Origin of the sequence: Kitasatospora sp. YST-16 (genome assembly GCF_026802215.1) — a bacterium.
Taxonomy (GTDB): domain Bacteria; phylum Actinomycetota; class Actinomycetes; order Streptomycetales; family Streptomycetaceae; genus Kitasatospora; species Kitasatospora cineracea.
On sequence record NZ_CP113837.1, the window covers coordinates 95,770 to 121,237 of the forward strand.

Below are 25,468 nucleotides of genomic sequence, written 5' to 3' on the forward strand. Positions count from 1 at the left end.
ACAGCTTCCGTGCCGGACGGCGCGCGCGGAGGCCGGACCCCTGGCGGGATCCGGCCTCCGGGAACCCGCTGGTCGGCGCGGGTCGACGCGCGTCAGCGGGCGGCGGCGCCCTCCCCCGCCAGGACGGCCACCGCCAGCTCGCGCATCTCGACCTTGCGGACCTTGCCGGTGACCGTCATCGGGAACTCCTCGACCACGTGCACGTAGCGCGGGATCTTGAAGTGGGCCAGCCGTCCGGTGCAGAATGCGCGCACCGCCTCGGCCGTGAGCGGCGGCGCGCCCTCGCGCATCCGCACCCAGGCCATCAGCTCCTCGCCGTACCTGGTGTCGGGCACCCCGATCACCTGGACGTCGAGCACGTCCGGGTGGGTGTACAGGAACTCCTCGATCTCGCGCGGGTACACGTTCTCGCCGCCGCGGATCACCATGTCCTTGATCCGGCCGGTGATCGACAGGTACCCCTCCTCGTCCATCACCGCCAGGTCGCCGGTGTGCATCCAGCGGGCGGCGTCGACCACCTCGGCGGTCCTGGCCGGCTCCGCCCAGTAGCCGAGCATCACCGAGTAGCCGCGGGTGCACAGTTCGCCGGGCTCGCCGCGCGGGAGGGTGCGGCCGGTCTCCGGGTCGACCACCTTGACCTCCAGGTGCGGCCCGACCCGGCCGACGGTGGAGACCCGGCGCTCGACCGGGTCGTCGGCCCGGGTCTGGGTGGAGACCGGGGAGGTCTCCGTCATGCCGTAGCAGATCGACACCTCCGCCATGCCCATCCGCTCCCGCACGCCCTTCATCACCTCGGCCGGGCACGGGGCGCCCGCCATGATGCCGGTGCGCAGGCTGGACAGGTCGTACCCGTCGAAGCCCGGGTCGGCGAGCTCGGCGATGAACATGGTCGGCACCCCGTACAGCGAGGTGCACCGCTCGGCGGCCACCGCGGCCAGCGTGGTGGCCGCGTCGAAGGCCGGGGCCGGGATCACCGTGCAGGCGCCGTGCGAGGTGGCGGCGAGGTTGCCCATCACCATCCCGAAGCAGTGGTAGAACGGCACCGGGAGGCAGATCCGGTCCTGCTCGGTGTAGTTGCACAGCTCGCCGACGAAGTAGCCGTTGTTCAGGATGTTGTGGTGCGAGAGCGTCGCGCCCTTCGGGAAGCCGGTGGTGCCCGAGGTGTACTGGATGTTGATCGGGTCGTCCGCGCTCAACTCCCGCTCGATCGCCGCGAGTTCCTCCCGGCCGCCGTCCCGCTCGCGGGCCCGCCCGGCGGCCAGCAGCTCCGGCCAGTCCGGGCCGTCCAGCAGCACCACGTCCGCCAGCTCCGGGCAGCGTGGACGCACCTCGGCGATCATCGCCGCGTAGTCGGAGGTCCTGAACCGCTCGGCCGCCACCAGCAGCCGCACGCCCGCCTGGTCCAGCACGTACGCCAACTCGTGCGCGCGGTACGCCGGGTTGATCGTCACCAGGATCGCGCCGAGCCGGGCGGTGGCGTACTGGGTGAGCGTCCACTCGGCCCGGTTGGGCGCCCAGATGCCCACCCGGTCGCCCGTGCCGACGCCCCGCGCGCGCAGCCCGAGCGCCACCGCGTCCACGTCGGCCGCGAACTCGGCGTACGTCCAGCGCCGGCCGGTGGCGCACTCGACCAGCACCTCCCGCTCCGGGAAGGCCCGCACCGCGCGGTCGAGGTTCGCGCCGATGGTGTCGCCGAGCAGCGGGGCGGCGGCCGGGCCGGAGGAGTAGCTGAGCGGCGGGAGGGGGGCGGCGGACTCGTGCGGGGCGTGCGGCTGCGGCGCGTGCGGGGCGTGCGGGGCGTGCGGCTCGTGCGACAAGGTGGCCTCCTGGGACCGGACGGTACCGACGGGTACCCATGCTGTGCGGCCGGGGGCCCGGTTGGCCAGCCCTGCTCGCGGGATCCGGTCGAGCGTCGAGCGGGGGTTCGGGAGTTCGGCGGGCTCAGTCGAGCAGGGTGCGGTCGCCGATCACGTCCAGGTTGCGGAAGGTGGGCGGGCCGTCGCACAACTCGGCGGCGCGGGCCGCGAACTCGGCGGTATCGGGGCGCTGCGAGTTCTCCATCGCCACCTCGTACGAGGGGAACTCCACGATGTTCAGGTAGGTGTCGGTGCCGTCGCGGTCCCTGGTCTGCAGGGCGCGCACCGCGAGGCGGTGGCCCTCGTTCTTGGCGACCCATTCGTCCAGCAGCTCGTTGAACGCGTCGATCCGCCCGGTCCGGTACTCGATGATCTGGATGAACTTCACCGGTGGCCTCCTCGGCTCACGCGGACGGGCGTGCCGCCCGCTGCGTCCAGCGTCTCCGCGGGCCGGACGGGCCGCAATGCGGGGCGGCCACCGGTCCCGGGACCGCGCACCGGCAGCGGCCCCTCGACGGGTGACCGCCCCTGTGCGCTGGGCAACCGCTACGGTGGGCCGGACCGGCAGGCGCGCGAAGGGACACGACCGCATGGAACCGACACTCGGCGTGGTGGTACTGACCATGGGCGACCGGCCCGCCGAACTCGCCGCGCTGCTCGCCTCGGTGGCCGCCCAGGACGGGGCGCAGCACGGGGTGCGGACGGTGCTGCTGGGGCAGGGGACGGCGCTGCCGCCGCTGCCCGACTGGGTGGACGCGGTGGAGCTGCCGGAGAACCTCGGCTTCTACGTCCGCCCATCCGGTGACGAGAGCGTACCTGAACACATAGGACGAGTGAAGGGATCCAGGGCGGCAGACCTCGCGCCCAGACACCCCTGGCCACGCCACCGACTACCGTCCACCACCATGACCTGAACAAAGAGCTGTCCAGGTCATATTCTCCGAAAGATCGGTTCGACCGCCCGCGTGGGTCAACCGACCTCGTTGCGCGGCTAGCGCTGCTGTGGCTCAAGAGACTTGGATTCCCAGGTACGGGTGTGTGGAGCAGGCCGCACTCAAACTCATGCTGACCTGATACAACGGGACGTCAGCTTCGACTCGCGCAATAAAACCAGGCCGACAGCCCGTCCCCGGTTGCAGCCCTCGGCCGTCCCGAAGGACAACCGCCACACCCAGATCTCCCGCATGTCCACGCGGGAGTTCATGGTGTTGCGATCCTCGGCCGTCTCGAAGGACGACCGCCACCTCGTCGGTGATCGTCCGGCCGACGAGCGTGTCGTAGTTGCGATCCTCGACCGTCCCGAAGGACGACCGCCACCGCAGGAACTGCTGGACAACTGGTCGGAGATCGACGCGTTGCGATCCTCGGCCGTCCCGAAGGACGACCGCCACGCAGTTTCCGTCCCCGTTGCTGTGGCTGGACTTGCGGTTGCGATCCTCGGCCGTCCCGAAGGACGACCGCCACCACGGACGGCAACGGCCAGCCGCTCGTCATCAACAGGTTGCGATCCTCGGCCGTCCCGAAGGACGACCGCCACACGGGCCGGGCTGCGCCAGGTGGGCGAGGCCGACGGCGTTGCGATCCTCGGCCGTCCCGAAGGACGACCGCCACCCGTCGTGCCGTCAGTCTACGGCTGACGCTTGTTCAGGTTGCGATCCTCGGCCGTCCCGAAGGACGACCGCCACATCGACATCGACACCCTGCTCACCCGCACCGGCTGGGTTGCGATCCTCGGCCGTCCCGAAGGACGACCGCCACGCCCCGACGGCCGGGGACGTCCAGATCGAGGGGCAGGAGTTGCGATCCTCGGCCGTCCCGAAGGACGACCGCCACTGCTGCTCGCCGTTGCCGCCGCCGGCCGAGTGGCGTTGTTGCGATCCTCGGCCGTCCCGAAGGACGACCGCCACCGCCGTCCTCCTGGAGCAGCCCTGTGACGGTCAACTCGTTGCGATCCTCGGCCGTCCCGAAGGACGACCGCCACGGCGGGCGGCGGCGCGGGCCAAGGCGTGGGTGTGCCGGTTGCGATCCTCGGCCGTCCCGAAGGACGACCGCCACGCGGGCGGTGTCGGGGGCGACGCCGCGGATGAGGGTGTTGCGATCCTCGGCCGTCCCGAAGGACGACCGCCACGCTCCGACGCGCTGACCGTGCTGACCCGCCTCCTGGAGTTGCGATCCTCGGCCGTCCCGAAGGACGACCGCCACCTGACCATGGGCGACGCCCTCAGCGACGGTCTGGTGTTTCGATCCTCGGCCGTCCCGAAGGACGACCGCCACCCCTGCCCGCCCGGTTCGAAGCGCTGCTCCTCGATGAGTTGCGATCCTCGGCCGTCCCGAAGGACGACCGCCACCGGCGGCGGTGATCGTGTCGACGACGGAGATGCTCTGGTTGCGATCCTCGGCCGTCCCGAAGGACGACCGCCACCTCCATCCGCGCCGAACACGCCTGCGACCTCGCGCTGTTGCGATCCTCGGCCGTCCCGAAGGACGACCGCCACCAGCGAGCCCAGCTCGTTCCATGGCGTCTGGGGCTACGGGTTGCGATCCTCGGCCGTCCCGAAGGACGACCGCCACGGTGAGGCCGGCGGTGGCGGTGGCGAGGGGGATGTCGTTGCGATCCTCGGCCGTCCCGAAGGACGACCGCCACGCCGCCAAGGGCGAACCGCCCAAGGACGACCCGTGGTGGTTGCGATCCTCGGCCGTCCCGAAGGACGACCGCCACGAATTTCCGCTGTTCTGCGGTAAGTTCGGGCATGAAAGTTGCGATCCTCGGCCGTCCCGAAGGACGACCGCCACGGCGGTGGGCAGCGACTCCGCCAAGTCGTACAGGCGGTTGCGATCCTCGGCCGTCCCGAAGGACGACCGCCACCACGCCGTGCTCGTTGGGCCGTTCGTGACGACAACGCAGTTGCGATCCTCGGCCGTCCCGAAGGACGACCGCCACGGCGGACGACCAGGGGGAACCCTTCGTGGGCGAGGGCAATCCAGGTCTTGTTCACTGGTCGATTCCGCTCAATTCAGGCATTACGATTCGGTGCGATCTGCGTGTTGCGTGTGTGCTTGGGGTTCCGAACCCATGGCTGTCACAGGACCAAGTCCTCGCGGTGGGGTTGGATCCGGGCGGTGCCCAGTGTCCGTACGTCGTTGAAGCCGTTGTGGGGGAGCCGGTAGATCCGGATGCTGTCGGTGTCCGTGTCGATCGTCTTGCCGATGTCGTCCAGGAGGTGGAGGAGGTCGATGTCGGTGGCGACGATCTCGAAAACGGACTTCTGGACTCGTAGGCCGTGGCCTTCGCAGAGTTTGGCGACTTTCCGGAGTCGGCGGCGGCCTTCAGGGGTGGTGGTATCGACGTCGTAGGTGAGCAGGAGGTCCATCAGCTGGCCATCCAGGGGAGGTAGCCGGGGAGGTCTCCTCGAATGTGGCGGGCGAGGATGCGGCACTGCATGACGGGCAGGAGTGCGGCGGGGATCGTGCGGCCGGCGGTCGGGTGTTCCCAGGGCTGGGTCTTCCATTCCTGCCATGCGGCGAGGAGGGTTTTGCGGCCGTCTTCGGTGAGGTTGACGGCTCCTCCGGCGAGGGTTTCGAAGTGGTGGGCCCTCAGTTCGCGGCGGTTGAGGAGGGTGAGGGCGAAGCGGTCGGCCAGGACGGGGCGGAACTCTTCCATCAGGTCGAGGGCGAGGGCCGGTTTGGCGGGGCGCAGGCCGTGGAGGAAGCCGATGTAGGGGTCGAGGCCGACTTGTTCTATGGCGCCGTGGACGAGGTTGCGCAGGAGTCCGTAGGTGAAGGAGAGGGTGGCGTTGACGGGGTCGGTGGGCGGGCGCCGGTTGCGGTGGGTGAAGGCGGGAATCTCGTCGGTGGGGCGGTGGATGTCGCGGAGTCCGGCGAAGTAGTGGCGGGCGGCGTTGCCTTCGATGCCCATCAGGGTGTCCAGTGAGTCCGCGTTCTGGGTGTCGGCGAGTCCTTCGGCGAGTTTGGCGGCCGCTTCGCGGATGCGGGTCTGAGCATCGGTTTTGCTGTCGCGGGCGGCTCGGAGCAGGACCCAGCGGCTGTTGCGAATCTTGCCCGCGACGGTGCTGCGGGCGATGCCGAGTCGTTGCGCGGGGTCGGTGTGGGCTCGGTGCTGTTCGTGGCGCAGGAGGACGTTGCCGCGGACGGGGCCTTCGAGGCGGGCTTGGAAGCGGCCGCCCCGGGTCATCCAGGTGACGGGACGGGCGTCCTGGGCGCAGCGGGTGAGGAGTTCGGTGGAGGGGTTGATGTGGCCGTAGACGACGATGGCGTCGAGGCGGCGCAGGGGGAGGGTTTTGCGACCGGGGGTGTCGGGGAGGTGGATGCGAAGGGTGTCCTGGTCGAGGCGGAGGTCGGTGCCTTGGGTTTGGACGTAGAGGGTGTTGAGGAGCTCGAGGGTCATGGGCGTGTGGGTTCTTCGTCGGGGAGGGTGTAGAGGTCGTTGAGGGCGTGCTGGTAGTGGCGGGTGCGGGTGAGGACGCTGGGAATGCAGGTGCCGGCCATGGAGCAGCGTCGGCAGGGCCGGTTGTCGGGTGGGGGCGGCGGGAGTTGACGGGTGGTGAGGAGTTCGCGGACCGCTCGGGTGGTGGTGAGGACGCGTTGGTGGAGTTCGGGGATGATGGTGACGGTGTGGCGGCGTCGGTCGGCGGCGGAGTAGACGGCGGCTTGGGGGACGGGGCGTTGGAACATCTGTTGCAGGCAGATGGCTTGGGCGGCGGCTTGGACGTCGGCGGGGCCGTGCGGGTGATAGCGGCCTGATTTGTGTTCGACGGGCAGGATGGTGCCGTTGTCGTGGAGTTCGACGGTGTCGCAGGTACCGGTGAGGCCCAGGTCGTCGTGCCAGACGGGGAGGGCGTGCAGGGTGCGGACGGTGCCGCGACCCTTGTTGCCCGGCGTGTCGACGCGTTGGTGGAGGAGGGTCCCGCGGGTGGTGGCGGCGTCGTCGGTGAAGGCGTCTTCGAGGACGATGAGAGCGCATTGGCGGGGGCAGTAGGTGTAGTGCTCCAGCCAGGAGAGGGCGACCTGGAGTTGGGGTTGGCCGCTCTCCCCTGGCGGGCGTGCGGGGGTGCTCATCCGAGGGGGCGGGGGAAGGCTTCGTTGGGGTCGACGAGGCACTTCAAGGTGACGCCGGCTTCGGCGAGTCCGGTGTCGTCGATGTCGACGGGGCCGTAGTCGGTGATGTTGCGGGCGGTGGCGTCGTGGAGCTGCTTGATGCGGATGCGGTCGAAGAGGGTGTGGGCGGGCAGGCGGCCGAAGGCATCGTCGTGGGTGAAGACGTAGAGGCCGCGCAGGGCGAGGCTGCCGCGGGCGGCGGCGCGGTCGTGTTCGAACATGAGCTGGAAGGCGCGCCAGAACATGGCGAGGTCGTCGCTGGTGACGCCGGTGCGGGCGGCGAGGGGGGCGCTGAAGTGGCCGCTGCCGCGGTAGAGGGCGTAGGGGACGATGTGCTTGGTGCCCATCTCGGTCTCCTTGCCCTTCTTGTCCTCGGTGGGGTTGTTGAAGGCGTCGACGTCTTCCTGCTTGGTGGGGGTGACGCGGGTGATACCGATCTCCAGGGGGGTGATCGGGTCGATGGAGCGGGAGAAGGTGAGCTGCATCGGGCCTTGGACGCGTCCGGCGGGCTTCTTACCGGTGCTCATGACGGCACCGAACATGCGGATGTCGTAGAAGGTCTGGCACATCCAGGTGCGGGCGTCGGCCTGCTGGGTCTTGGGACCGAGGGCGGTGTAGGCGCGTTCGTGCTGGCTGTTGAGGGCGACGCCCGCTTCGACGTAGATGTCGTAACCGGGCTTGGGCTGGTGCTGGTTGAGCATGGCGACGGTGTTGCGGATCTTGCGCTTGATGGCGACGTCGGTGATCAGGCCCTGCCCGGAGACCGGGTCGGTGCGGGGGCTTCCGCCCGCGTCAGGGTCACCGTTGGGGTTGCTGTCGACGGCCTCGACGAAGAACACGAAGTCCTGCTTGCGGGTGGGGTCGAGGTGGGCTTCGACGGTCATGAGGGTCTCGTTCTCCAATAGGGGGTGCGGTGCGGACGGTGGTGGCGCAGAGTCAGGAGGCAGGCTCGTCGGGGCTGTTCGCGGCGGACTTGGCGGCCTTCTCGGCTTTCGCCGCGGCCCTGGCGACGAAGTCGGCGGCGCGCTGCTGCTCGTAGCCGATGACGAAGCGGGCCTGCTCGCGGGGCGACAGGTGGGTGGGGAGGTCGTCGGTGAAAGCTCCGAAGACCTGGGCCAGCCGCTCGTTCAGGACGTAGTGGGCACCCTTCTTGTCGCGGCGCAGGCGCTTGAGGTGGGCGTTGGCTCCGTGGCGGAGGTTGGCCAGGACGGCGGCCGGGGCGGTCATCGCGGTGCCGAAGTACTTGTCGCCGATGGTGGCCTTCACGTCCGGCAGCGCAGCCGTCTGGATCGCCTCGAGGACGGCGAACGCCCGCCCGCACAGGTAGGCGGGATCGGTGCTGTCGGGGTCGAGCCTGGGCATCGGGCGGTCCGTTCGATCGTGGGAGCGGTTGAGGGCGAGGCGCAACAGGGCGGTGCGCGGGGCGTCGATGCGGTGGTCGGCGCGGATGCGCTGGAGCAGGTGCGGCAGCAGGTGCGCCGGGGGCGGGGTGCGGTGCAGTGCGGTGCGCAGGAGTTCGCGTTCGATGCCGCGCGGTGCGGTGCCTTTGGCGTACTGGGTGCCGTTGTGGCGGCCGGTGGCGAGGGCGAGCAGCCACAGGGGAAGGTAGCGGGTGGTGCCGCGCCAGCCGTCGAAGACGCCGTGGTCCTCGAACCAGGCGCCGAGGTTGGCCTTGACCGTCTGGACGGGGATGTCGAGCCATTCGCGCACCACGGTGCGGGCGTTGTTCAGGCCCAGGGTGAGGGCGTAGAAGTCGTTGGGTTCGATGCGGTCTGCGGTGGCCGGGTCGGGTCTGTGGTGGAGGCTGTCGATGAGGTGGGCAATGGCCTGCGGGTCCGGGTCGTTGTCGTCGACGAGTTCGAAGAGCGCCTCGCCCAGTGGTTCGCGGGTCCACCACAGCAGGACGCCGTCGCCCAGGGAGCGGCGGTGGCTGTCGGAGGCGAGCATGTTGTTGAGGGCGGCCATCGCGCGGCCTCCGCAGCGGTCGCACACCGGGGTGTTGACCAGCTTGGTGGCTGCGCCGCGCCCCTGCGCGGGCGAGTTGACGCTGATCAGCTGGGCCTCGTTGCTACCGCCGACCGAAGGGATCGCGCCCTTCTTGATCGGCTCGGGGATCGTCGACAGCAGGTCGCCCGGCTCCCCGCAGACCAGGCACAGCTCCTGCTGCCCGCCGCCGGCGCCTTTGCGCTCGCGCACCACACGGGCCCACAACTCCCGCACCGAAGCGCGTTCGTGCAGCCACCGGCCGTCCACGAGCACCGCGACGGTGTGTCGGGCCTCCAGTTCCTCCCACCTCTTGTCCGCCGGGACGCCCTGGGTCAGCACGTCGAGCACCAGGGCGGCCGACGGTTCGTCGGACGCCTCGGCCACCCAGCGGCGCAACAGCGCCAGGTACTCGCCCCGCCGGCGGGCCGCCTCCGCGACGTCCTTCTCCGCCGGCCCCTCCTCGTCGGTGGCGCCGCGCGCACGCCCCAGGACGAACTCCGCCGTGTCCACCACCAGGAACGGCGGCACCTTCGTCCCCGAGCGCTGCACGTAGGGCACCGCCTCGACGACCGCCTCGGCCCTGGACTTCGCCGGTGGCCTGCGGTCCACCAGCTCCGGGGCCGCGCCGCCCGTCGTGACCATCAACACCCAGTCGATCTGCCGGTACCTGTAGAACTCCGGCGGCAGGCCCTCCAGCCGTCCGGCCTGCTCGGTCAACCGCTGCAGCAGCACCCCCTCACCCCTCGCTGCCAGCACGCCACGGCGCCGACGGCATCGCCACCGCGTCCGCGGACAACGGCTCCTCGGGCACCTCCATCACCCCGTCCACCAGCCGTGCCCGGAACCACCGGTAGCGCTCGCCCTTGGGGGTGTAGACGATCGAGTGCAGCATCACCCCCAACTCCTCCGTCCGCCCCGCCAACGCGGGCGCGTCCGTCGCGGGCCCGAACGACGCGCTGAACTCCCGGCACCCCAGGAACGGCTGCGAGAAGCACGCCCCCCGATCGACCCGGCGCCGCAACTGCTCCCGGTACTTCTCCTCCGGCGCGTTCGCGTGCCGGGCCAGAACGATCTGTGCCCGGATCCGGTAGGCCACGTCCGCCAGCGCCATCGTGTTCCGCTGATCCCGGTCCTCCTCCACGTCGTACCGGGCCCCCGGGGTCGACTGGAGCTCCTGCACCTTCTTCGCCGTGACGACCGACTTCACCTCGTTGCGGCGCACCTGCATCCACCGAATAGGCCGCAGCACCTCGATCGCCCGCACCACGTAACGGAACTCCGGCTTCCAATAGATCGCCTCCAGCACCCCCACCGCGGCCGAGGGTGTCATCACCGGATAACTCACCCGCTCCGCCTTCAACTCCGGCCTGGTGAAACACGCAAGAGGCCCCCACACCTCCGCCACCAGATCCGGGAACACCCACCCCCCGTTCCCCCGGCGGCGGGCCAGAGCATCCCGCTCCCCCGCCATCTCAACCCTTCCAGTCACCACAACTACCCTTTCACGCAATGGACATGAAGCCGACCCGGCTGCATACATCGCAGAGACCATAAACCCGGCCACCGACACCAGGACAAGCTGCAGAATCACCTGGCAGCTCGACCGCCGAAAGGTTTCGATCAATTGCAAGCAACAGCAACGAAGGAAGAACAAGAAAAGAAGGAACGAGACAGATCAAAACAATAATCCGACTCACTTCAGTCATTTCTTGATCGATATTGATCGGATAGTTTATTTATCGACGGAGATCATCTGACTGCTCACCATCGGGCCTCCTGCGGTGCCTGAACCTCGGCATCGGAGCTAGGACTCTCGGCCACCCCGAGGGGCGACCGCCACGAGAGATCCACCAGCCACGCCCCCGATACCTTCTTGTCGTTGCGATCCTCGGTCGCATCGGAGAGTGACCGCCACGACGGCGATGCGCTGATCGGAGTCGCCGGTCGAGATGTTTCGATCCTCGGCCGCTCCGGAGGGCGACCGCCACCTGGACGAGCCGCAGGCGCTGATCGCGGTGTCGGCGTTTCGATCCTCGGCCACCCCCGGAGAGCGACCGCCACTCGGCATCCCGTTCGAGGAGACCACGACGGCCCAGCAGTTTCGATCCTCGGCCGCCCCGGAGGGCGACCGCCACGCGTGGCGCAGCTGCGCCAGGTGCTGCAGGACAACCCGTTTCGATCCTCGGCCGCCCCGGAGGGCGACCGCCACCAAACACAGGGCCAGGCCGGCACGCTCACCGAGGTTTCGATCCTCGGCCGCCCCGGAGGGCGACCGCCACCGGCGCCAACTGGTCCGGCTCCACCTCGTTCAACGGGTTTCGATCCTCGGCCGCCCCGGAGGGCGACCGCCACTTCTGCCAGCACGAGGAAAAATGATGACGCCGAAGAAGTTTCGATCCTCGGCCGCCTCGGAGGGCGACCGCCACAGGTGCCGGGGATGGCCCACAGCCCCCCGGCGTAGAGGTTTCGATCCTCGGCCGCCCCGGAGGGCGACCGCCACCGTGCAGAGCCTGCACCTCACCGACCTGGGCGATGAGTTTCGATCCTCGGCCGCCCCGGAGGGCGACCGCCACCAGGGCGAGGTCGGCCTGCTCCCGCTGCTGCTCCTGCTGTTTCGATCCTCGGCCGCCCCGGAGGGCGACCGCCACGTCCGCACCGACCGCAACGGCACCGCGCTGGCGAAGTTTCGATCCTCGGCCGCCCCGGAGGGCGACCGCCACGTGGTGGTTTCGGACAAGGTGACTTCTAGGTGTCGAGTTTCGATCCTCGGCCGCCCCGGAGGGCGACCGCCACGTGGCCGGCGACTACGCGCGCCGCGCGAGGACCCTGGAGTTTCGATCCTCGGCCGCCCCGGAGGGCGACCGCCACCGGGTGCGTGTTCATCGGTAGTCCTCCCGGCGGAGCGGGTTTCGATCCTCGGCCGCCCCGGAGGGCGACCGCCACTAGGCCCGGAGCACCATGCGCGCGCTCTCCGCGAAGTTTCGATCCTCGGCCGCCCCGGAGGGCGACCGCCACCAGAGCGCCGGTGATTCGGTGCCGCAACACATGATCCCGTTTCGATCCTCGGCCGCCCCGGAGGGCGACCGCCACCTGATGATGCTTGCATTCCAAGACGTTGACCGCGAGGGTTTCGATCCTCGGCCGCCCCGGAGGGCGACCGCCACCCGGATCGCCAACCACCATCGGCCGCCCCGGAGGGCGACCGCCACCCGGATCGCCAACCACCAACGGGAGAAGCCTTGTTCAAGTTTCGATCCTCGGCCGCCCCGGAGGGCGACCGCCACACCAGCCAACCAGCGGTTTCCGCTGATGGACTGCGTTCCTGTACGACATGCGGGCGGATAAATCCGCAGAGTTCGGGCATTCTGCTTCGGTGCGATCCGCATGTCGGCTGCATGCTTGGGGTTCCGAACCGCCGGCCCCAGATGTCAGCCCGCGGCGCTACGGTCCGGCTGTGAACACAGCAGTCGCTATGGAGGGTTCAAGCAGCGCGGTGGTGCCGCTCTGGGCCCACAGCCGAAACGTATCAGGTGCCCGCCACACTCTGGAGGATCATCTCCGGGGATCCGCTGCTCTGGCCCGCCGGTTCGGATCGGTGTTCGGGGCAGGCGAGTTGGCCGAGTACCTGGCGCTGGTCCACGACGTCGGGAAGGGCTCCTGCGCCTGGCAGCACGGTCTGGACGGGGCGGAGCGGCACAAGCGCGGGGTCGGTGTCCCCCACAAGGAGGCCGGTGCGTGGCTGGCCGCCTCGCACGCCGGGGTTCCGTTCGGCGCCGTCGTGCAGGGGCACCATGGCGGACTGCCTACCCACCAGAAGGTGAAGGACCTCGTCCAGGCCGTCAAGTCCGGTACTCATCCGGACCAGAAGCTGATCGAGGAGGCGATCACCCGCACTGCGGCCGACGTCCCCGAGATCGTTCCGTCTGGGCGCGTCCCCCTGCCTGCCTGGGTGTCCGCGTTGAAGGGCCCGGACGGGGCTCTCGCTCGTGACCTGCTGGTGCGGATGCTGTTCAGCTGTGTGGTGGACGCCGACTTCCTCGACACCGGCGCCCACTTCACCGACACGCCCGTGCAGGTACGGGCGGACGCCGACATGGCGCAGTTGGCCGCGGTGTTCGAGGAGCGTAGGTGCAAGGCCCTCTCCCGGCGCCGTCCCTCGAAGATCGACGGCATCCGCGAACGGGTGTACGAGGAGGTGGTGGGCGCGGCGACCAGCGCGCCCGGCATGTACGTGCTGCCCGCGCCCACCGGCGCCGGGAAGACGTTCAGCTCCGCCGGCTTCGCCCTGCACCACGCCGCCGCGCACGGGCACCGGCGGGTGGTGGTGGCCGTCCCCTACACGAGCATCACCCAGCAGAACGCCCGCACCTACCGCGAGATGCTCGACCCCGAGGACCCGGGTCTGCCGCGGACCGTCCTGGAGCACCACAGCTCCGTCGACCTCGACGGCGCCGACGCGGCCTGGGCGCGGACCGCCGCGGAGAACTGGGACGCGCCGTTCGTGGTCACCACCACCGTCCAGCTCTTCGAGTCGCTGTTCTCGAACCGGCCCGCCGCGATGCGCAAGGTCCACCGGCTGGCGGGTGCGGTGGTGGTCCTGGACGAGGTGCAGGCGCTGCCCGACCGGCTCCTGGTGCCGATCCTCAGCGGCCTGCGCCACCTGGTCGAGCACTTCGGCACCACCGTCGTCCTCGCCTCCGCCACCCAGCCGGACTTCTGGCATCTCGCCCAGCTCGGCGGCCTTCCGCGCCGCCAACTCGTCCACGAAGCGGCCGGGTTGTTCGAGGAGTTGCGACGCGTCAGCTACGACTGGCGCACCGAGGCGGGCGTCACCTGGGAGTCGATGGCCGACGAGATCGGCCGGCGCAGCGGAGGGCAGACCCTGACGGTGGTGAACACCACGAAGGACGCCGCCCACCTGCACCGCCTCCTGGAGGAACGGGTCGGCGAAGGCCCGGTGCTGCACCTGTCCACGAGGATGACCGCCGAGCACCGCGCCGCCACCATCGGGCGCGTCCGCGCGCTGTTGGAGAACGACGAAGGGGTCCACGTCGTGTCCACCCAGCTGATCGAGGCGGGCGTCGACCTCGACTTCCCCCAGGTCTTCCGCGCCTGGGCGCCGGCCGAATCCCTCCAGCAGGCAGCCGGACGCTGTAACCGCGAAGGCCACCAGGACAGAGGCACCGTCGTTGTTTTCCACATCGACGACGCCGGGCAGCCCCGCGACAACGTCTACAAAGCCGCCCTCGAAGCCACCGCCGCCCACTTCGGCCCCGACCTTGCCGACCCCGACGACCTGGACGCCCTCAACCGGTACTACCCGCTGCGCTACACCCTCCAGGGCAGCGGCCCCGCCGCCATGGGCGCCCACATCGACACCCTGCGCACCCGACTCGATTTCCCCGCCGTCCACGACGCCTTCCGCATGATCGACGACACCCACCATCAGCCCGTCGTCGTCATCCGCGACGAAGCCGACCGCCCCGCCGTCGAAGCCGACATCGCCGCCCTCAAATCCCCCTACCCCTGCGGCCCCGAACCCCTGCGCCGCCTCCAACCCCACATCGCCCAACTCCCCCGCCACGAAGCCACCGCAGCCCTCACCGCAGGCCTCGCCGAACCCCTCATCGGCAACCTCCTCCTCTGGAACGGGGCCTACCACCCCCACCGCGGCCTCGACCCCGAACAGCCGGAAGACCCAACCGCGTTCATCCTCTAGGAAGCGACAGATCGAGGCGGTAGACCTGCGCATTACGAGACCACGAGCGTTCGTGATGCCTGGTGAACCGCCCCGAGTCCGACGCGAGCAGGTCGACCCCGGGCAGCGCCCGGGGACGACGACGGAGGAGTCCGCGCAGATCGAGGCGCTGAAGAAGGAGACCGCCGAGCTGAAGCAGGCGAACGAGATCCTCAAGGCTGCGGCGGGTTTCCTCGCGGCCGAGCCCGACCGGCCGCGCCTGCGCCCGTAGCGTTCGTCGACGGGCACCGGGGCCGCTTCGGCGGCGTTGAGCCGATCTGCCGCGTGCTGACCGAGCACGGCTGCAGCGTTGCCCCCTCCGCCTACTACGCTTTCAACAACCGTGCCGAGTCTGCCCGTTGGCGCCGTGACGCAGAACCGAGAGAACTGATCGACACAAGGTCTACGAGGACAACTTCCGGGTCTGCGGCGCCCGCAAGATCTGGCGCGAGCCGAACCGCCTGGGCCACGTGGCGGCCCGGTGCACCGTCGAGCGGCTGACGCGCGAGTTCGGCACTACCGGAGCCGTCCGCGGCAAGCGCGTCGTCACCACCGTCCCCGACCCGTCCCCCGAACGGGCACCCGATCAGGTCGGCCGGTACAACCACCGCCGACTCCCCGGTGGGACAGGCCGCGTCCCGCCCGTCGAATACGAGAACGCCTGCCAACTCACGGCAACAAAACCGCAGGTCACCACCGCAACCTGAGATCTCTACCGAATCGGGTAGTCAGAGGCGGTGGCGGCGGTAGTAGGGGTGGGCCGGGCCGCGTTCGATCCGGTTCTCGTCGAGTGCGTTGACGATCCGCAGCCGGGTGCCGCCGGTGAAGAGGAACTCGACCGCCACCGTGCCGGCCGCCAGGTCCGCGCGGTCGGCGGGCCGCCACTCCAGCAGGGCGGTCTCGTGCAGTTCGCGGCCGGTCAGGTCGTCGAGTAGTTCGTCGTGGCGCGACCAGCGGGGGGTGTGGTCGTTCCACTCCCAGCCCTCGATGGGCGCCGTGGTGTCGATCGTGTCCCAGCCGATCGAGAGCTCGTCCAGCTTCCAGTGGCACAGTTCGACCTGCCGTCCGTCGAACTCCAGCACCACCGGGCAGTCCGCGAACCACTCCCCGTCCTCGGCGAAGCGCACCACCGCCGACCCGGTCAGCCGGCGGCCCGCCAGCCCCGCCAGCAGTGCCCCGTGCGCGTCCCGCACCGCGTCGAGCCCGGCCAGCGGTGCCCGGTCGAACCCCTTGATCCCCATGTCTCCCATGGCTCCGACCCTGCCAGCCGGAGGCGGTGGCGGCGAGCGGATTACCTTCCCCGGGCCCGTTCGACGGAGGTGCGCGGGCGGCGTACGGGGGTGCGGGCGGGTTGCGGGGGTGCGGCATGATCGTCCCGTTGGCGGGTTCGGCCGCGGGAGGAGTCGGGATGGAGTCCGTGCGGGAGGCAGGGTCGGCGGAGGCGGCGGAGGTGCGCCGGTTCTGGGGCGGGTTGGGGGTGCCGGGGCTGGTGGACATTCATACGCACTTCATGCCGGAGCGGGTGCTGCGGAAGGTCTGGGAGTACTTCGACGCCAACGGGCCGCTGATCGGCGAGCGCGGCTGGCCGATCACCTACCGGCACGGCGAGGCCGAACGGACCGCGCTGCTGCGGGAGTTCGGAGTGCGGGCGTTCACCGCAATGCTGTACCCGCACAAGCCGGGCATGGCGCGCTGGCTGAACGGCTGGGCGGCGGAGTTCGCGGCCCGCACGCCCGACTGCCTGCACACCGCGACGCTGTTCCCGGAGGACGGGGCCGGGGCATACGTCCGGGAGGCGCTGGACGCCGGGGCGCGGGTGTTCAAGGCGCACGTGCAGGTCGGCGGCTACGACCCGGCGGACGACCGGTTGGACGAGGTGTGGGGGCTGCTGGCGGAAGCCGGGACGCCCGTGGTGATCCACTGCGGCTCCGGTCCCGCCCCCGGCAAGCACACCGGGCCGGAGCCGATCGCCCGCGCCCTGGCCCGGCACCCGCAACTGCCGCTGGTGATCGCCCACTTGGGCATGCCCGAGTACCGCGAGTTCCTCGACCTGGCCGACCGGTACCCGCGGGTGCACCTGGACACCACCATGGCGTTCACCGACTTCACCGAGGACTTCATGCCCTTCCCCCGCGCACTGCTCCCCCGCCTCGCCGACCGCGGCGACCGCGTCCTGCTCGGCACCGACTTCCCCAACATCCCCTACCCCTACCTGCACCAGCTCCGCGCCCTGGAACGCCTCGACCTCGGCCCCGCCTGGCTGCGCGCGGTCTGCCACGACAACGCGGCCCGGCTGTTCGGCCTGTGAGACGTCCCGCCGGACGGGAATGAACGGTGGGAGGCGGGTGCTCGGGGCCGTCATGGATCTCTCTCTGCCTCCGGTCGCCCCCGTCCCCTCGCCGTACGGCGGCCTCTCCCGGCACGGTGTCAGCTACGCGCTGCGCACCGGTTTCCGCCCGCTGCTGCTGGACCTGCACGTACCGGCCGGGGAGGGGCCGTTCCCGGTGGCGGTGTGGCTGCACGGCGGTGCGTTCCGCGAGGGCGACCGCCGCTACCTGCCGAGCACGCTGCGGCCCGGCTCGGTGTTCGAGGCGCTGGTGGCGGCGGGCATCGCGGTCGCCACGGTCGACTACCGGCTCTCCGGCGAGGCCCACTACCCGGCCCAACTCGACGACGTGACGGCCGCGTTGCGCTACCTGCGGGAGTACGCCGGCGAGCTCGGCCTGGACACCGGCCGGCTCGGGGTGTGGGGCGAGTCCGCGGGCGGAACGCTGGCCGCGCTCGCGGCGCTGACCACCGACGCGGTCACGGCCGCGGTCTGCTGGTACCCGCCCACCGACCTGGCCGCCCTGGGCCACCACGGGCCGGACTCCCCGGTCACCCAACTGCTGGGCGGCTGCTCGTCCGAACTCGTCGCGGAGGCCGACCGGGCCAGCCCCGTCTCGCACGTCACCCCCGCCGCGCCGCCGTTCCTGCTGGTGCACGGCGTGCAGGACGACCTGGTGCCGCTGTCCCAGTCCGAGGCCCTGCACGAGCGCCTGCTCGCGGCGGGCGCCCGCTCCGTCCTGGTGCCGGTCGAGGGGGCCGGGCACTGCTTCGGCGAGTACCCCGACACCTCGGGACTGATCGCCGACGCGGTGGCGTTCCTGTCCGCCGAGCTCTCCCCCCGTGGCGGGCAGGCCGATTGACGCTCCGCCCGGCAGTGCGCCGCCCCGGCCGGGCGACCGGACCGGCCGGGCGACCGGACCGGCCGGGCGACCGGACCGGCCGGGCGACCGGACCGACCGGGGCGGCTGCCGCCGACGGACAGCCGCTGACGGACAGCCTGGCGGGCCGCCCGCACAGAGAGCGCTCTCACATGTCTCGACAGCCGCTCCGACATCAGCTTTCAAGTTCTGAAGGGGAGTTGCGGCCAAAGGTCCGAAAAATCGGCCGTTCTTTGACATTGTCATGCCGATTCCCGGTCCGTACCATTCATGGCTACCGGCGGAGGCGCCCCGCCGCAGAGAGCGCTCTCAGACAGAATCGGACAGCAAAGGATGTCCCCCATGGCTGCTGCCCCACGCACCCGCCGTTGGTCCCTCGGCGGATTCGTGCTCCTCGTCGCCACCGCCCTGGTGGCCGCCGCCCCGTTCGGCTCCGCCCCCACCGGATCCGCCGCCGCCACCACCCCGCTCGCCGCCGCACCGGTGGCCGCCAGCAACTGGGGCGACGACTTCGACGGCCCGGCCGGCTCTGCCGTCGACCCCGCCAAGTGGACGCTGGAGACCGGCGGTTCGGGCAACGGCAACCACGAGCTGCAGTACTACACGGCGGGCGCGGCGAACGCCGCGCTGGACGGCCAGGGCCACCTGGTGATCACCGCCAAGCGCAACACCGACCCGGGCCTGTCCTGTTGGTACGGCACCTGCCAGTACACCTCGGCCCGGCTGAACACCTCCCGCACCTTCACCCAGGCGTACGGGCACTTCGAGTCCCGGATCAAGATCCCGCGCGGGCAGGGCATCTGGCCCGCGTTCTGGATGCTCGGCAACGACCTCGGCACCGCGGGCTGGCCGAACAGCGGCGAGATCGACGTGATGGAGAACATCGGCCGCGAACCGGGCACCGTGCACGGCACCATCCACGGCCCCGGCTACTCCGGCGCGGGCGGCATCGGCGCCCCGTACAGCCTGCCCGCCGGGCAGTCCTTCGCCGACGCCTTCCACACCTTCGCCGTCGACTGGAGCCCCACCGCCATCACCTGGTCGGTGGACGGCACCGCCTACCAGACCCGCACCCCCGCCGACCTGGGCGGCAACCGCTGGGTCTTCGACCACCCGTTCTTCGTGATCCTCAACCTCGCGGTCGGCGGCGACTGGCCGGGCAGCCCCGACGGCTCCTCCACCTACCCGCAGACCATGACCGTCGACTACGTCCACACCACCACCTGGGGCGGCAGCACCGGCGGCAGCTACACCGGGCAGATCACCGGCCCCGGCGGCATGTGCATGGACGTGGCGGGCGCCTCCAGCGCCGACAGCACCCCCATCCAGCTGCACAACTGCACCGGCAACGCCGCCCAGCAGTGGACGGTCGGCACCGACGGCACCGTCCGCGCCCTCGGCAAGTGCCTGGACGTCGCCGCCGCCTCGCACAACGACGGCGCGGTCATCCAGCTCTACACCTGCAACGGCACCAGCGCCCAGCAGTGGACGCACCGCTCCGGCAACGACTTCCTGAACCCCGGCTCCGGCAAGTGCCTGGACTCCCCGAACGGCTCCTCGGCCGACGGCACCCACCTGCAGCTGTGGACCTGCAACGGGACCGGCGCGCAGAAGTGGTACTTCGGCTGACGCACCGGCACTGACGCACCGCCAGGAACCGCCAGGAGCCGTCAGTAGCCATCAGGAACCGTCAGCCACCGGCGCCGCACCCCGCGAGCCACGGGCCGTCCCCACCGGCCCCTCCCCCGCGCGGCCGGCCGTCCCCTTGCACCCACCTCGGCCGGCCGCGCCCCTCTTGCCCCCACCGTCCCGCCCCGAGAGGACTCCCCCACCCCATGACGCACCGTCACCCGGCGAAACTCTCCCGCCGCACCCTGCTGGCCGCCACCGCGCTCGCCCTGCCCGCCGGACTGCTGGCGCTCGGCGGCGGCGAGGCCCAGGCGCAGACCCCCGCGACCCTGCCGCTCGACCTCGCCAACACCACCGGCAGCAACACCGTCTACGCGTACGTGGTCGGCCGCGACCCGGCGGCCGGCGGCAGTTGGGCGTTCCTGCAGTCCGACGGCGCCAGCCTGTACCACCCGCCGAACCCGGCCAACGACCAGACGCCGCTGGGCGCGGACTGCGCGATCGCGCTGAACGCCTCCGGGGCCGCGCCGCGCCGGGTCACCCTGCCGCACCTGGACAGCGGGCGGATCTACTTCTCGGTCGGCGCCAAGCTGACCTTCCTGATGAACCGCGGCGGCGGACTGGCCCTGCCCTCGGTGGTCAACCCGACCGACCCGAACATCGACGTCCGGCACGACTTCTGCGAATTCACCTTCAACAACGACCAGTTGTACGGGAACATCACCTTCGTCGACATGGTCTGCCTGCCGATCGCCTTCCAGCTGGAGGTCTCCGGCGGCGCCACCCAGACGGTGCGCGGCCTGCCCTCCGACGGCCTGGCGAAGGTCGCCGCCGCGCTGCGCGCCCAGTCCGCCGCCGACGGCTCGGACTGGAGCCGGCTGGTGGTCAACCGCTCCGGCGCCGACCTGCGGGTGCTCGCCCCCAACCTGGCGATCCGCGGCAACAGCGCCCTGTTCAGCGGCTACTTCGAGCCCTACGTCGACCAGGTGTGGAGCAAGTACGCCGGCACCGACCTGCGGATCGACACCCAGTACACCTGGGGGACGTTCACCGGCCGGGTCAGCGGCGGCACCCTGAACTTCCCCGGCGCCGGGTCGTTCGCCAAGCCGTCCACGCTGGCGATCTTCTCCTGCAGCGACGCGCCGTTCACCACCGGCAACGACCTGATGGGCAACCTGAGCGCCCGCCTGGCCGCCGCGTTCAACCGCACCACGCTGCTCAGCGACCCCGTCCAGCCCACCAACGAGAACCCGGCCGCGTTCTACACCCAGGCCCGCACCAACCACTACGCCCGGATCCTGCACTCCACCACGCCCGACGGCCTCGGCTACGCCTTCCCGTACGACGACGTCCACCCGGCGGGCGTCGACTTCGAGGGCAAGGTGCAGTCCGGCAGCCCCGCCCGCTGGGTGATCACCGTCGGCGGCCTGGCCGGCAGCGGCGGGGGCGGCAGCACCACCCCGCCGCCGAGCGGCGGCACCAGCGCGTTCGCCACCGTGCAGGCCGAGTCGTACACCGCGCAGTCCGGCACCCAGACCGAGGCGTGCTCCGACACCGGCGGCGGCACGGACGTCGGCTGGCTCGCCAACGGCGACTGGCTGCGCTACACCCTGGACTTCGGCTCCACCGGCGCCACCCGGATCGACGCCCGGGTCGCCTCCGGCGCGGCCGCCGGCGTCAGCGGCCTGGTCCAGGTCCGCCTGGGCAGCCCCACCGCCACCCCCGTCGGCAGCTTCGCCGTCGCCAACACCGGCGGCTGGCAGACCTGGCGGACCGTCCCCGCCGACCTGAGCCGGATCACCGGCTCCCAGACGGTCTACCTGACCTTCAGCAGCGGCCAGCCCGCCGACTTCGTCAACCTCAACTGGTTCGTCTTCTCCTGACGCCGCGTCGGGTCCGATGCGGGAGCGCCCCTTCCCCCCGGCCGGGGCGCTCCCGCCGGACGATCCACCGTGCGATCCGCGGAACGGCCCACCACGCGGCCCACCGGACGGCCCGTCGCAGGGCCCACAGGGGAAACATGTCAGGAGGGCGTGGCGTCGGCCGGTTCGACCTGGCTGAGCGGGGCGGCCAGCGACTCCAGGCTGCGGCGCTCGGCCCGCACCCCGAGGAACGCCTCCACCAGGCCCGCGGCCGTCATCAGCGCCGCGCCGATGCAGAACGCCAGCGTGGCGTCGCCGACCGCCCCGCTGCTGACCAGGCCGTTGAAGAGCAGCGGCCCGGAGATGCCGCCCGCCGCCGTGCCGACCGCGTAGAAGAACGCGATGCACAGGGCGCGCGTCTCCAGCGGGAAGATCTCGCTGACGGTCAGGTACGCGGCGCTCGCCCCGGCGGAGGCGAAGAACAGCACGACCGTCCAGCAGGCCGTCATCCCGACGGCGCTCAGCGAACCGTTCTGGAACAGCCAGGCGGTGCCGAACAGCAGGACGCCGGAGCCGATGTAGCTGCCCGCGATCATCGGCTTGCGGCCGACCGAGTCGAAGAAGTGGCCGAGCAGCACCGGCCCGAGGAAGTTGCCGACCGCGATCACCGCGAAGTAGTAGCCGGTGTCGCCCGCCGGGACGTCGAAGAACGTGGTGAGGATCGCCGCGTACCCGAAGGTGACCGAGTTGTAGAGGAAGGACTGCCCGATGAACAGCGACAGCCCGAGGACCGTACGGCGCGGGTAGGTGGTGACCAGGGTGCGGGCGATGGTGACGAAGCCGATCGGGCCGCGCTCGCGGATCCGGATCGGCGGCTCGTCCACCGGCGGCAGCGGCTTGCCGGTCTCCCGCTCGACGATCGCCTCCGCGTCGCGGACGATCTCCTCCGCCTCCTCGCCCTTGCCGTGCGTGAACAGCCAGCGCGGGCTCTCCGGGACGTGCCGGCGCACTAGCAGGATGACCAGGCCGAGCACCACGCCGATCCCGAACGCCAGCCGCCAGCCGACGTCGGTGGCGAACAGCGAGGTGTTCAGCAGCGCGATGGAGGCGAACGCGCCGAGCGCCGCGCCGATCCAGAAGCTGCCGTTGACGACCAGGTCGACCCGGCCGCGCACCCGGGCCGGGATCAGCTCGTCGATCGCCGAGTTGATGGCCGCGTACTCGCCGCCGATGCCGAAACCGGTGAAGAACCGGCAGACGAAGAAGAACCAGGGCGTCCAGGACAGCGCGGTGACGCCCGTCGCCAGCAGGTAGACGGCCAGGGTCAGCATGAACAGCTTCTTGCGGCCCAGCCGGTCGGTCAGCCAGCCGAAGAACAGCGCGCCGCAGCAGGCGCCCGCCACGTAGATCGCGGCGGCGACGGTGGTGACCTGGGCGGTGCTGATCGCGATGCCGCTGCCGGGCTCGGCGAGGCGGGCGGCCAGGTTGCCGACGATGGTGACTTCCAGGCCGTCCAGGATCCAGACGGTGCCCAGGCCGATCAGGATCCGCCAGTGCCAGGGCGACCACGGGAGCCGGTCCAGCCTGGCCGGTACGTCGGTCTCGATGACCGCCGGGTCGCCCCCGGCTCCGACGGTGCGGCTTTGCGGTGCGGACATCTCTGCCTCCGTCGTCCGGCTGCCCGCCCGGCGGGTCCGGGCGTGCCACGGACGCGTCTGCCCGGCCGGAACCGGACCACACCAGCCGGGGGCGGCTCGGGGACGGGCCTCAGGTGCCGTGGTTCCGCCGGTCGGGCTTCGACGCCCGGTCGGGCCTGGGCGTCCGGTCGGGCCTGGGCGTCCGGCCTGGTCCGGGCGTCCGGGCGGTCCGGCCGGGGACGGTCCGGCCGGGGGTGAGCCGGTCCAGCAGTTCGGGGACGCCGGCCAGGTGGCGGTGCCGGGCGAACGCCGGGGCCAGGTCGCGGACCAGGGCGGTGCAGCGCGGGGCGCCGATCCGGGCGGCCAGGTCGAGGGACTCGGTACCGGCGGCCACGGCCCGGTCGATCTCGCCGGTGCGCAGGTGGGTGCGGGCCTGGTAGGCGAGGAAGATGCCGCGGGTCTTGGCGCGGGCGGGCGGCAGCTGGGCGAGCCCCTCGGCGATCCGGGTCCGGGCGGCGACCGGGCGGCCCAGGTCGAGCAGGCAGCCGCCGGTGTCGACGGCGAGGTCCGCGGGGCCCATCCAGGCGCACCAGGCGGGGGCCGGGTCGGGGCTCACGGCGGCGAGGGCGCGTTCGGCGGCGGTCAGGTCGCGCAGGCAGGCGACCGGGTCGCCGAGGGCGGCGTGGGCGCGGGCCCGGCGGAGCAGCAGCAGGGCGCGGGCGGTGGGGTGGCGGGCGGCGGCGAGGGCGTAGTCGAGCCGGGCGGTGGCGGTGCCCGGCCGTCCGAGCCAGGTGGCCTGGTAGGCGGCGTCGGCGAGGACGCCCGCGCCGCGCTCGCGGTCGCCGGCCCGGTGGGCGCACTGCAGGGCCAGCTCCCAGAGGCGTTCGGCGGCGGGGTGGCGGCCCTGGTCGAAGCGGTGCCAGCCGCTGGTGGTGGCCAGCGAGGCGGCCAGCCGGTGCAGCCGCCGCCCGGTGCGCTCGTCGTACCGGCCGGTGGCGATCAGCGCCTGGACGGTGGCGAGTTGGGCGTCCAGCAGGTGCGAGGTGCGGCCGCGCTGCTCGGCGGGCAGCGCGGCCAGTCCGTGGCCGCCCGACTCCAGCCAGGCCACGAACTCCGCGTCCACCCGGGTGCCGCCCAGCAGCGCCCCCAGCCGCCCCGGCTCGGCGGCCCCGCCGGGCACGGCCAGCACGGCGAGCGAGGCCGCGCCGAACCCCACGAAACTGCGACGGTCCACGGCGCCTCCCGGTACGTCTCGGCGTCCGCCCGGCCGGAGGCGTACGAGGTCCTCACCCCTGCGCCCTGCTCCGACCGGGACGCCGAGCGTACTGTCCGTCCCGCCCGCCGGGTGGCGGCAACACCGGTATCGACCGCTCCCGACCGTTCCCGTCCCGTCCCGACCGCTCCTGTCCGGAACGGGACGGGACAGGGCGAGGCGGAACTGGACAGCGTGGGCGGGGATGAGGCGGTGCAGGGCAAGGGCAGGCGGGGCAGGACGGAGCAAGGCGGCGCAGGGCGGCGCAGAGCAGGGCGGGGGCGGCGCGGGGCTCAGGGGCCGGGGCGGGGGCGGGCCTCTAGGTGGTCGGCCAGGACGCGGGTCTCGAAGCGGGGCTGGGCGGCGGTGGCCGGGCCGCGGGCCGGGCGTCCGTCGGAGAGCCGGAAGCGGGAGTGGTGCAGGGGGCACTCGAGGCAGCCGTCGACGACTTCGCCGCCGGCGAGGGAGGCCGCCATGTGGGTGCAGCGGTCGGCGAGCACCGTCCAGCTGTCGTCCGGGCCGCGGACCACCACGACGGGGACGTCGCCGAGCCGGCGGCGGACGGGGGTGTCGGCGGGAATGTCGGCGGTCGCCCCGAGCGAGTGCCAGTCGGACGGGGCCAGCCGGGGTTCGGCTTCGGCGTGCGCGGCCCCGGCGGCCTGCCGGTACGCCAGGTGGCCGCCCAGCGCGGCGGCCAGGCCGACGGCGCCGGTGCCGGCCAGGCCGAGCAGCCGTCCGCGGGTGGGGTGGCCGTGGCAGCGGGCGTGCAGCGAGGTGCCCTGCAGCAGGGCGGCGGCGACCGCTCCGGCGGCGTGCACCAGTCCGGTGCGGCGGTGGGCGGGCGGCAGCCGGGACCAGTCGACCCAGCCGGCCAGCAGCACCGGGGGCAGGGTGACCAACCCGGCGGCGGTGAGCCGGCGGACGGCCCGGGGGTCGCCCCCGGTGGCGTCCAGCAGGCTCGCGGCCGTCCAGCAGCCGATCGGGGTCTGCGCGAGTGCCGGGTGCAGCGGGTGTCCGAGCCACACCCCGTGCAGCACGTCCCGGGCCGGTCCGAGCGGGAGTCGCTGGACCACTCCGGCGATCCGCTCCGCCACCGGGTCGAGGAACGTCCAGCCCGTGGGTGCGTCCAGACAGTCGGCGGGAGCACGGTACCTGTCCATGCCTTCGCGGCTGTCCACCCCCGCCGGA

Annotated in this window: 20 protein-coding genes, 1 pseudogene and 2 CRISPR repeat arrays; of the genes and pseudogenes, 8 read left to right on the top strand and 13 right to left on the bottom strand. The window is 71.7% G+C overall.

Annotated elements, in window-relative coordinates:
- Positions 1-92 precede the first annotated feature (92 nt).
- Positions 93-1,700, bottom strand: coding sequence for an AMP-binding protein (locus OU787_RS00480; protein WP_268661769.1), 1,608 nt, complete (start codon positions 1,698-1,700; stop codon positions 93-95).
- A 241-nt stretch (positions 1,701-1,941) separates the two neighbouring features.
- Positions 1,942-2,244 (bottom strand): hypothetical protein, encoded by a 303-nt coding sequence (locus OU787_RS00485; protein WP_268658121.1) that lies wholly within the window; start codon positions 2,242-2,244, stop codon positions 1,942-1,944.
- Between the two features lie 202 nt (positions 2,245-2,446).
- Here OU787_RS00485 and OU787_RS34710 point away from each other — a divergent pair, with 202 nt between their 5' ends.
- Positions 2,447-2,770, top strand: a complete 324-nt coding sequence (locus OU787_RS34710) for a hypothetical protein (RefSeq protein WP_442788392.1) — start codon at positions 2,447-2,449, stop codon at positions 2,768-2,770.
- Positions 2,771-2,988: 218 nt separating this feature from the next.
- Positions 2,989-4,797: a CRISPR direct-repeat array (repeat unit 37 nt; unit sequence GTTGCGATCCTCGGCCGTCCCGAAGGACGACCGCCAC).
- 139 nt (positions 4,798-4,936) lie between these two features.
- Here the strand turns inward: OU787_RS34710 and cas2 are convergent.
- From cas2 to OU787_RS00525, 7 genes are read right to left on the bottom strand one after another with little or no spacing between them, the layout of a single operon-like run.
- Positions 4,937-5,227, bottom strand: coding sequence for a CRISPR-associated endonuclease Cas2 (gene cas2 / locus OU787_RS00495; RefSeq protein WP_268658122.1), 291 nt, complete (start codon positions 5,225-5,227; stop codon positions 4,937-4,939).
- Positions 5,227-6,261: a type I-C CRISPR-associated endonuclease Cas1c gene (gene cas1c / locus OU787_RS00500; RefSeq protein ID WP_268658123.1), complete on the bottom strand. Its 1,035-nt coding sequence runs from the start codon at positions 6,259-6,261 to the stop codon at positions 5,227-5,229. Before cas1c ends, cas2 begins: the two co-directional genes overlap by 1 nt.
- A complete protein-coding gene (cas4, locus tag OU787_RS00505; RefSeq protein ID WP_268658124.1) occupies positions 6,258-6,932 on the bottom strand; it encodes a CRISPR-associated protein Cas4 in 675 nt (224 codons plus the stop codon). Before cas4 ends, cas1c begins: the two co-directional genes overlap by 4 nt.
- Positions 6,929-7,855 carry a type I-C CRISPR-associated protein Cas7/Csd2 gene (cas7c, locus tag OU787_RS00510; RefSeq protein ID WP_268658125.1) on the bottom strand — a complete coding sequence of 309 codons (927 nt, stop codon included), beginning with the start codon at positions 7,853-7,855 and terminating at the stop codon, positions 6,929-6,931. Before cas7c ends, cas4 begins: the two co-directional genes overlap by 4 nt.
- A gap of 52 nt (positions 7,856-7,907) precedes the next feature.
- The gene (gene cas8c / locus OU787_RS00515) at positions 7,908-9,689 is read right to left on the bottom strand and encodes a type I-C CRISPR-associated protein Cas8c/Csd1 (RefSeq protein WP_268658126.1); all 1,782 of its coding nucleotides are present in this window, start codon (positions 9,687-9,689) and stop codon (positions 7,908-7,910) included.
- Positions 9,690-9,693: 4 nt separating this feature from the next.
- A complete protein-coding gene (cas5c, locus tag OU787_RS00520; protein WP_268661770.1) occupies positions 9,694-10,428 on the bottom strand; it encodes a type I-C CRISPR-associated protein Cas5c in 735 nt (244 codons plus the stop codon).
- A gap of 31 nt (positions 10,429-10,459) precedes the next feature.
- Positions 10,460-10,663, bottom strand: a complete 204-nt coding sequence (locus OU787_RS00525; RefSeq protein ID WP_268658127.1) for a hypothetical protein — start codon at positions 10,661-10,663, stop codon at positions 10,460-10,462.
- A gap of 392 nt (positions 10,664-11,055) precedes the next feature.
- Positions 11,056-12,241: a CRISPR direct-repeat array (repeat unit 37 nt; unit sequence GTTTCGATCCTCGGCCGCCCCGGAGGGCGACCGCCAC).
- Between the two features lie 188 nt (positions 12,242-12,429).
- Here OU787_RS00525 and cas3 point away from each other — a divergent pair.
- The 3 genes and pseudogenes from cas3 to OU787_RS34715 all read left to right on the top strand — a co-directional run.
- Positions 12,430-14,676, top strand: a complete 2,247-nt coding sequence (cas3, locus tag OU787_RS00530; RefSeq protein ID WP_268661771.1) for a CRISPR-associated helicase Cas3' — start codon at positions 12,430-12,432, stop codon at positions 14,674-14,676.
- Positions 14,677-14,731: 55 nt separating this feature from the next.
- Positions 14,732-14,926 carry a hypothetical protein gene (locus OU787_RS00535; RefSeq protein ID WP_268658128.1) on the top strand — a complete coding sequence of 65 codons (195 nt, stop codon included), beginning with the start codon at positions 14,732-14,734 and terminating at the stop codon, positions 14,924-14,926.
- 178 nt (positions 14,927-15,104) lie between these two features.
- Positions 15,105-15,401, top strand: a pseudogene (locus OU787_RS34715) (IS3 family transposase); the annotation flags it as partial.
- Between the two features lie 21 nt (positions 15,402-15,422).
- On the opposite strand, the gene OU787_RS00540 reads toward OU787_RS34715, so the two are convergent.
- Positions 15,423-15,944 (bottom strand): hypothetical protein, encoded by a 522-nt coding sequence (locus OU787_RS00540; RefSeq protein WP_030461049.1) that lies wholly within the window; start codon positions 15,942-15,944, stop codon positions 15,423-15,425.
- 158 nt (positions 15,945-16,102) lie between these two features.
- On the opposite strand from OU787_RS00540, the gene OU787_RS00545 reads away from it, so the two are divergent.
- The 4 genes from OU787_RS00545 (at position 16,103) to OU787_RS00560 (ending at position 21,412) form a co-directional block, all read left to right on the top strand.
- Entirely contained in the window at positions 16,103-17,002 is a 900-nt protein-coding gene (locus OU787_RS00545; RefSeq protein ID WP_268658129.1) for an amidohydrolase family protein, read from the top strand.
- Between the two features lie 52 nt (positions 17,003-17,054).
- Positions 17,055-17,882: an alpha/beta hydrolase gene (locus OU787_RS00550; protein WP_268658130.1), complete on the top strand. Its 828-nt coding sequence runs from the start codon at positions 17,055-17,057 to the stop codon at positions 17,880-17,882.
- A gap of 360 nt (positions 17,883-18,242) precedes the next feature.
- Positions 18,243-19,529, top strand: coding sequence for a ricin-type beta-trefoil lectin domain protein (locus OU787_RS00555; RefSeq protein ID WP_268658131.1), 1,287 nt, complete (start codon positions 18,243-18,245; stop codon positions 19,527-19,529).
- Between the two features lie 206 nt (positions 19,530-19,735).
- Entirely contained in the window at positions 19,736-21,412 is a 1,677-nt protein-coding gene (locus tag OU787_RS00560) for a glycoside hydrolase family 64 protein (protein ID WP_268658132.1), read from the top strand.
- A 140-nt stretch (positions 21,413-21,552) separates the two neighbouring features.
- Here the strand turns inward: OU787_RS00560 and OU787_RS00565 are convergent, their stop codons facing one another.
- From OU787_RS00565 to OU787_RS00575, 3 genes are all read right to left on the bottom strand, one after another.
- The gene (locus OU787_RS00565) at positions 21,553-23,049 is read right to left on the bottom strand and encodes an MFS transporter (protein WP_268658133.1); all 1,497 of its coding nucleotides are present in this window, start codon (positions 23,047-23,049) and stop codon (positions 21,553-21,555) included.
- Positions 23,050-23,158: 109 nt separating this feature from the next.
- Positions 23,159-24,262, bottom strand: coding sequence for an XRE family transcriptional regulator (locus OU787_RS00570; protein WP_268658134.1), 1,104 nt, complete (start codon positions 24,260-24,262; stop codon positions 23,159-23,161).
- A gap of 311 nt (positions 24,263-24,573) precedes the next feature.
- A complete protein-coding gene (locus tag OU787_RS00575; protein ID WP_268658135.1) occupies positions 24,574-25,440 on the bottom strand; it encodes a Rieske 2Fe-2S domain-containing protein in 867 nt (288 codons plus the stop codon).
- Positions 25,441-25,468 lie beyond the last annotated feature (28 nt).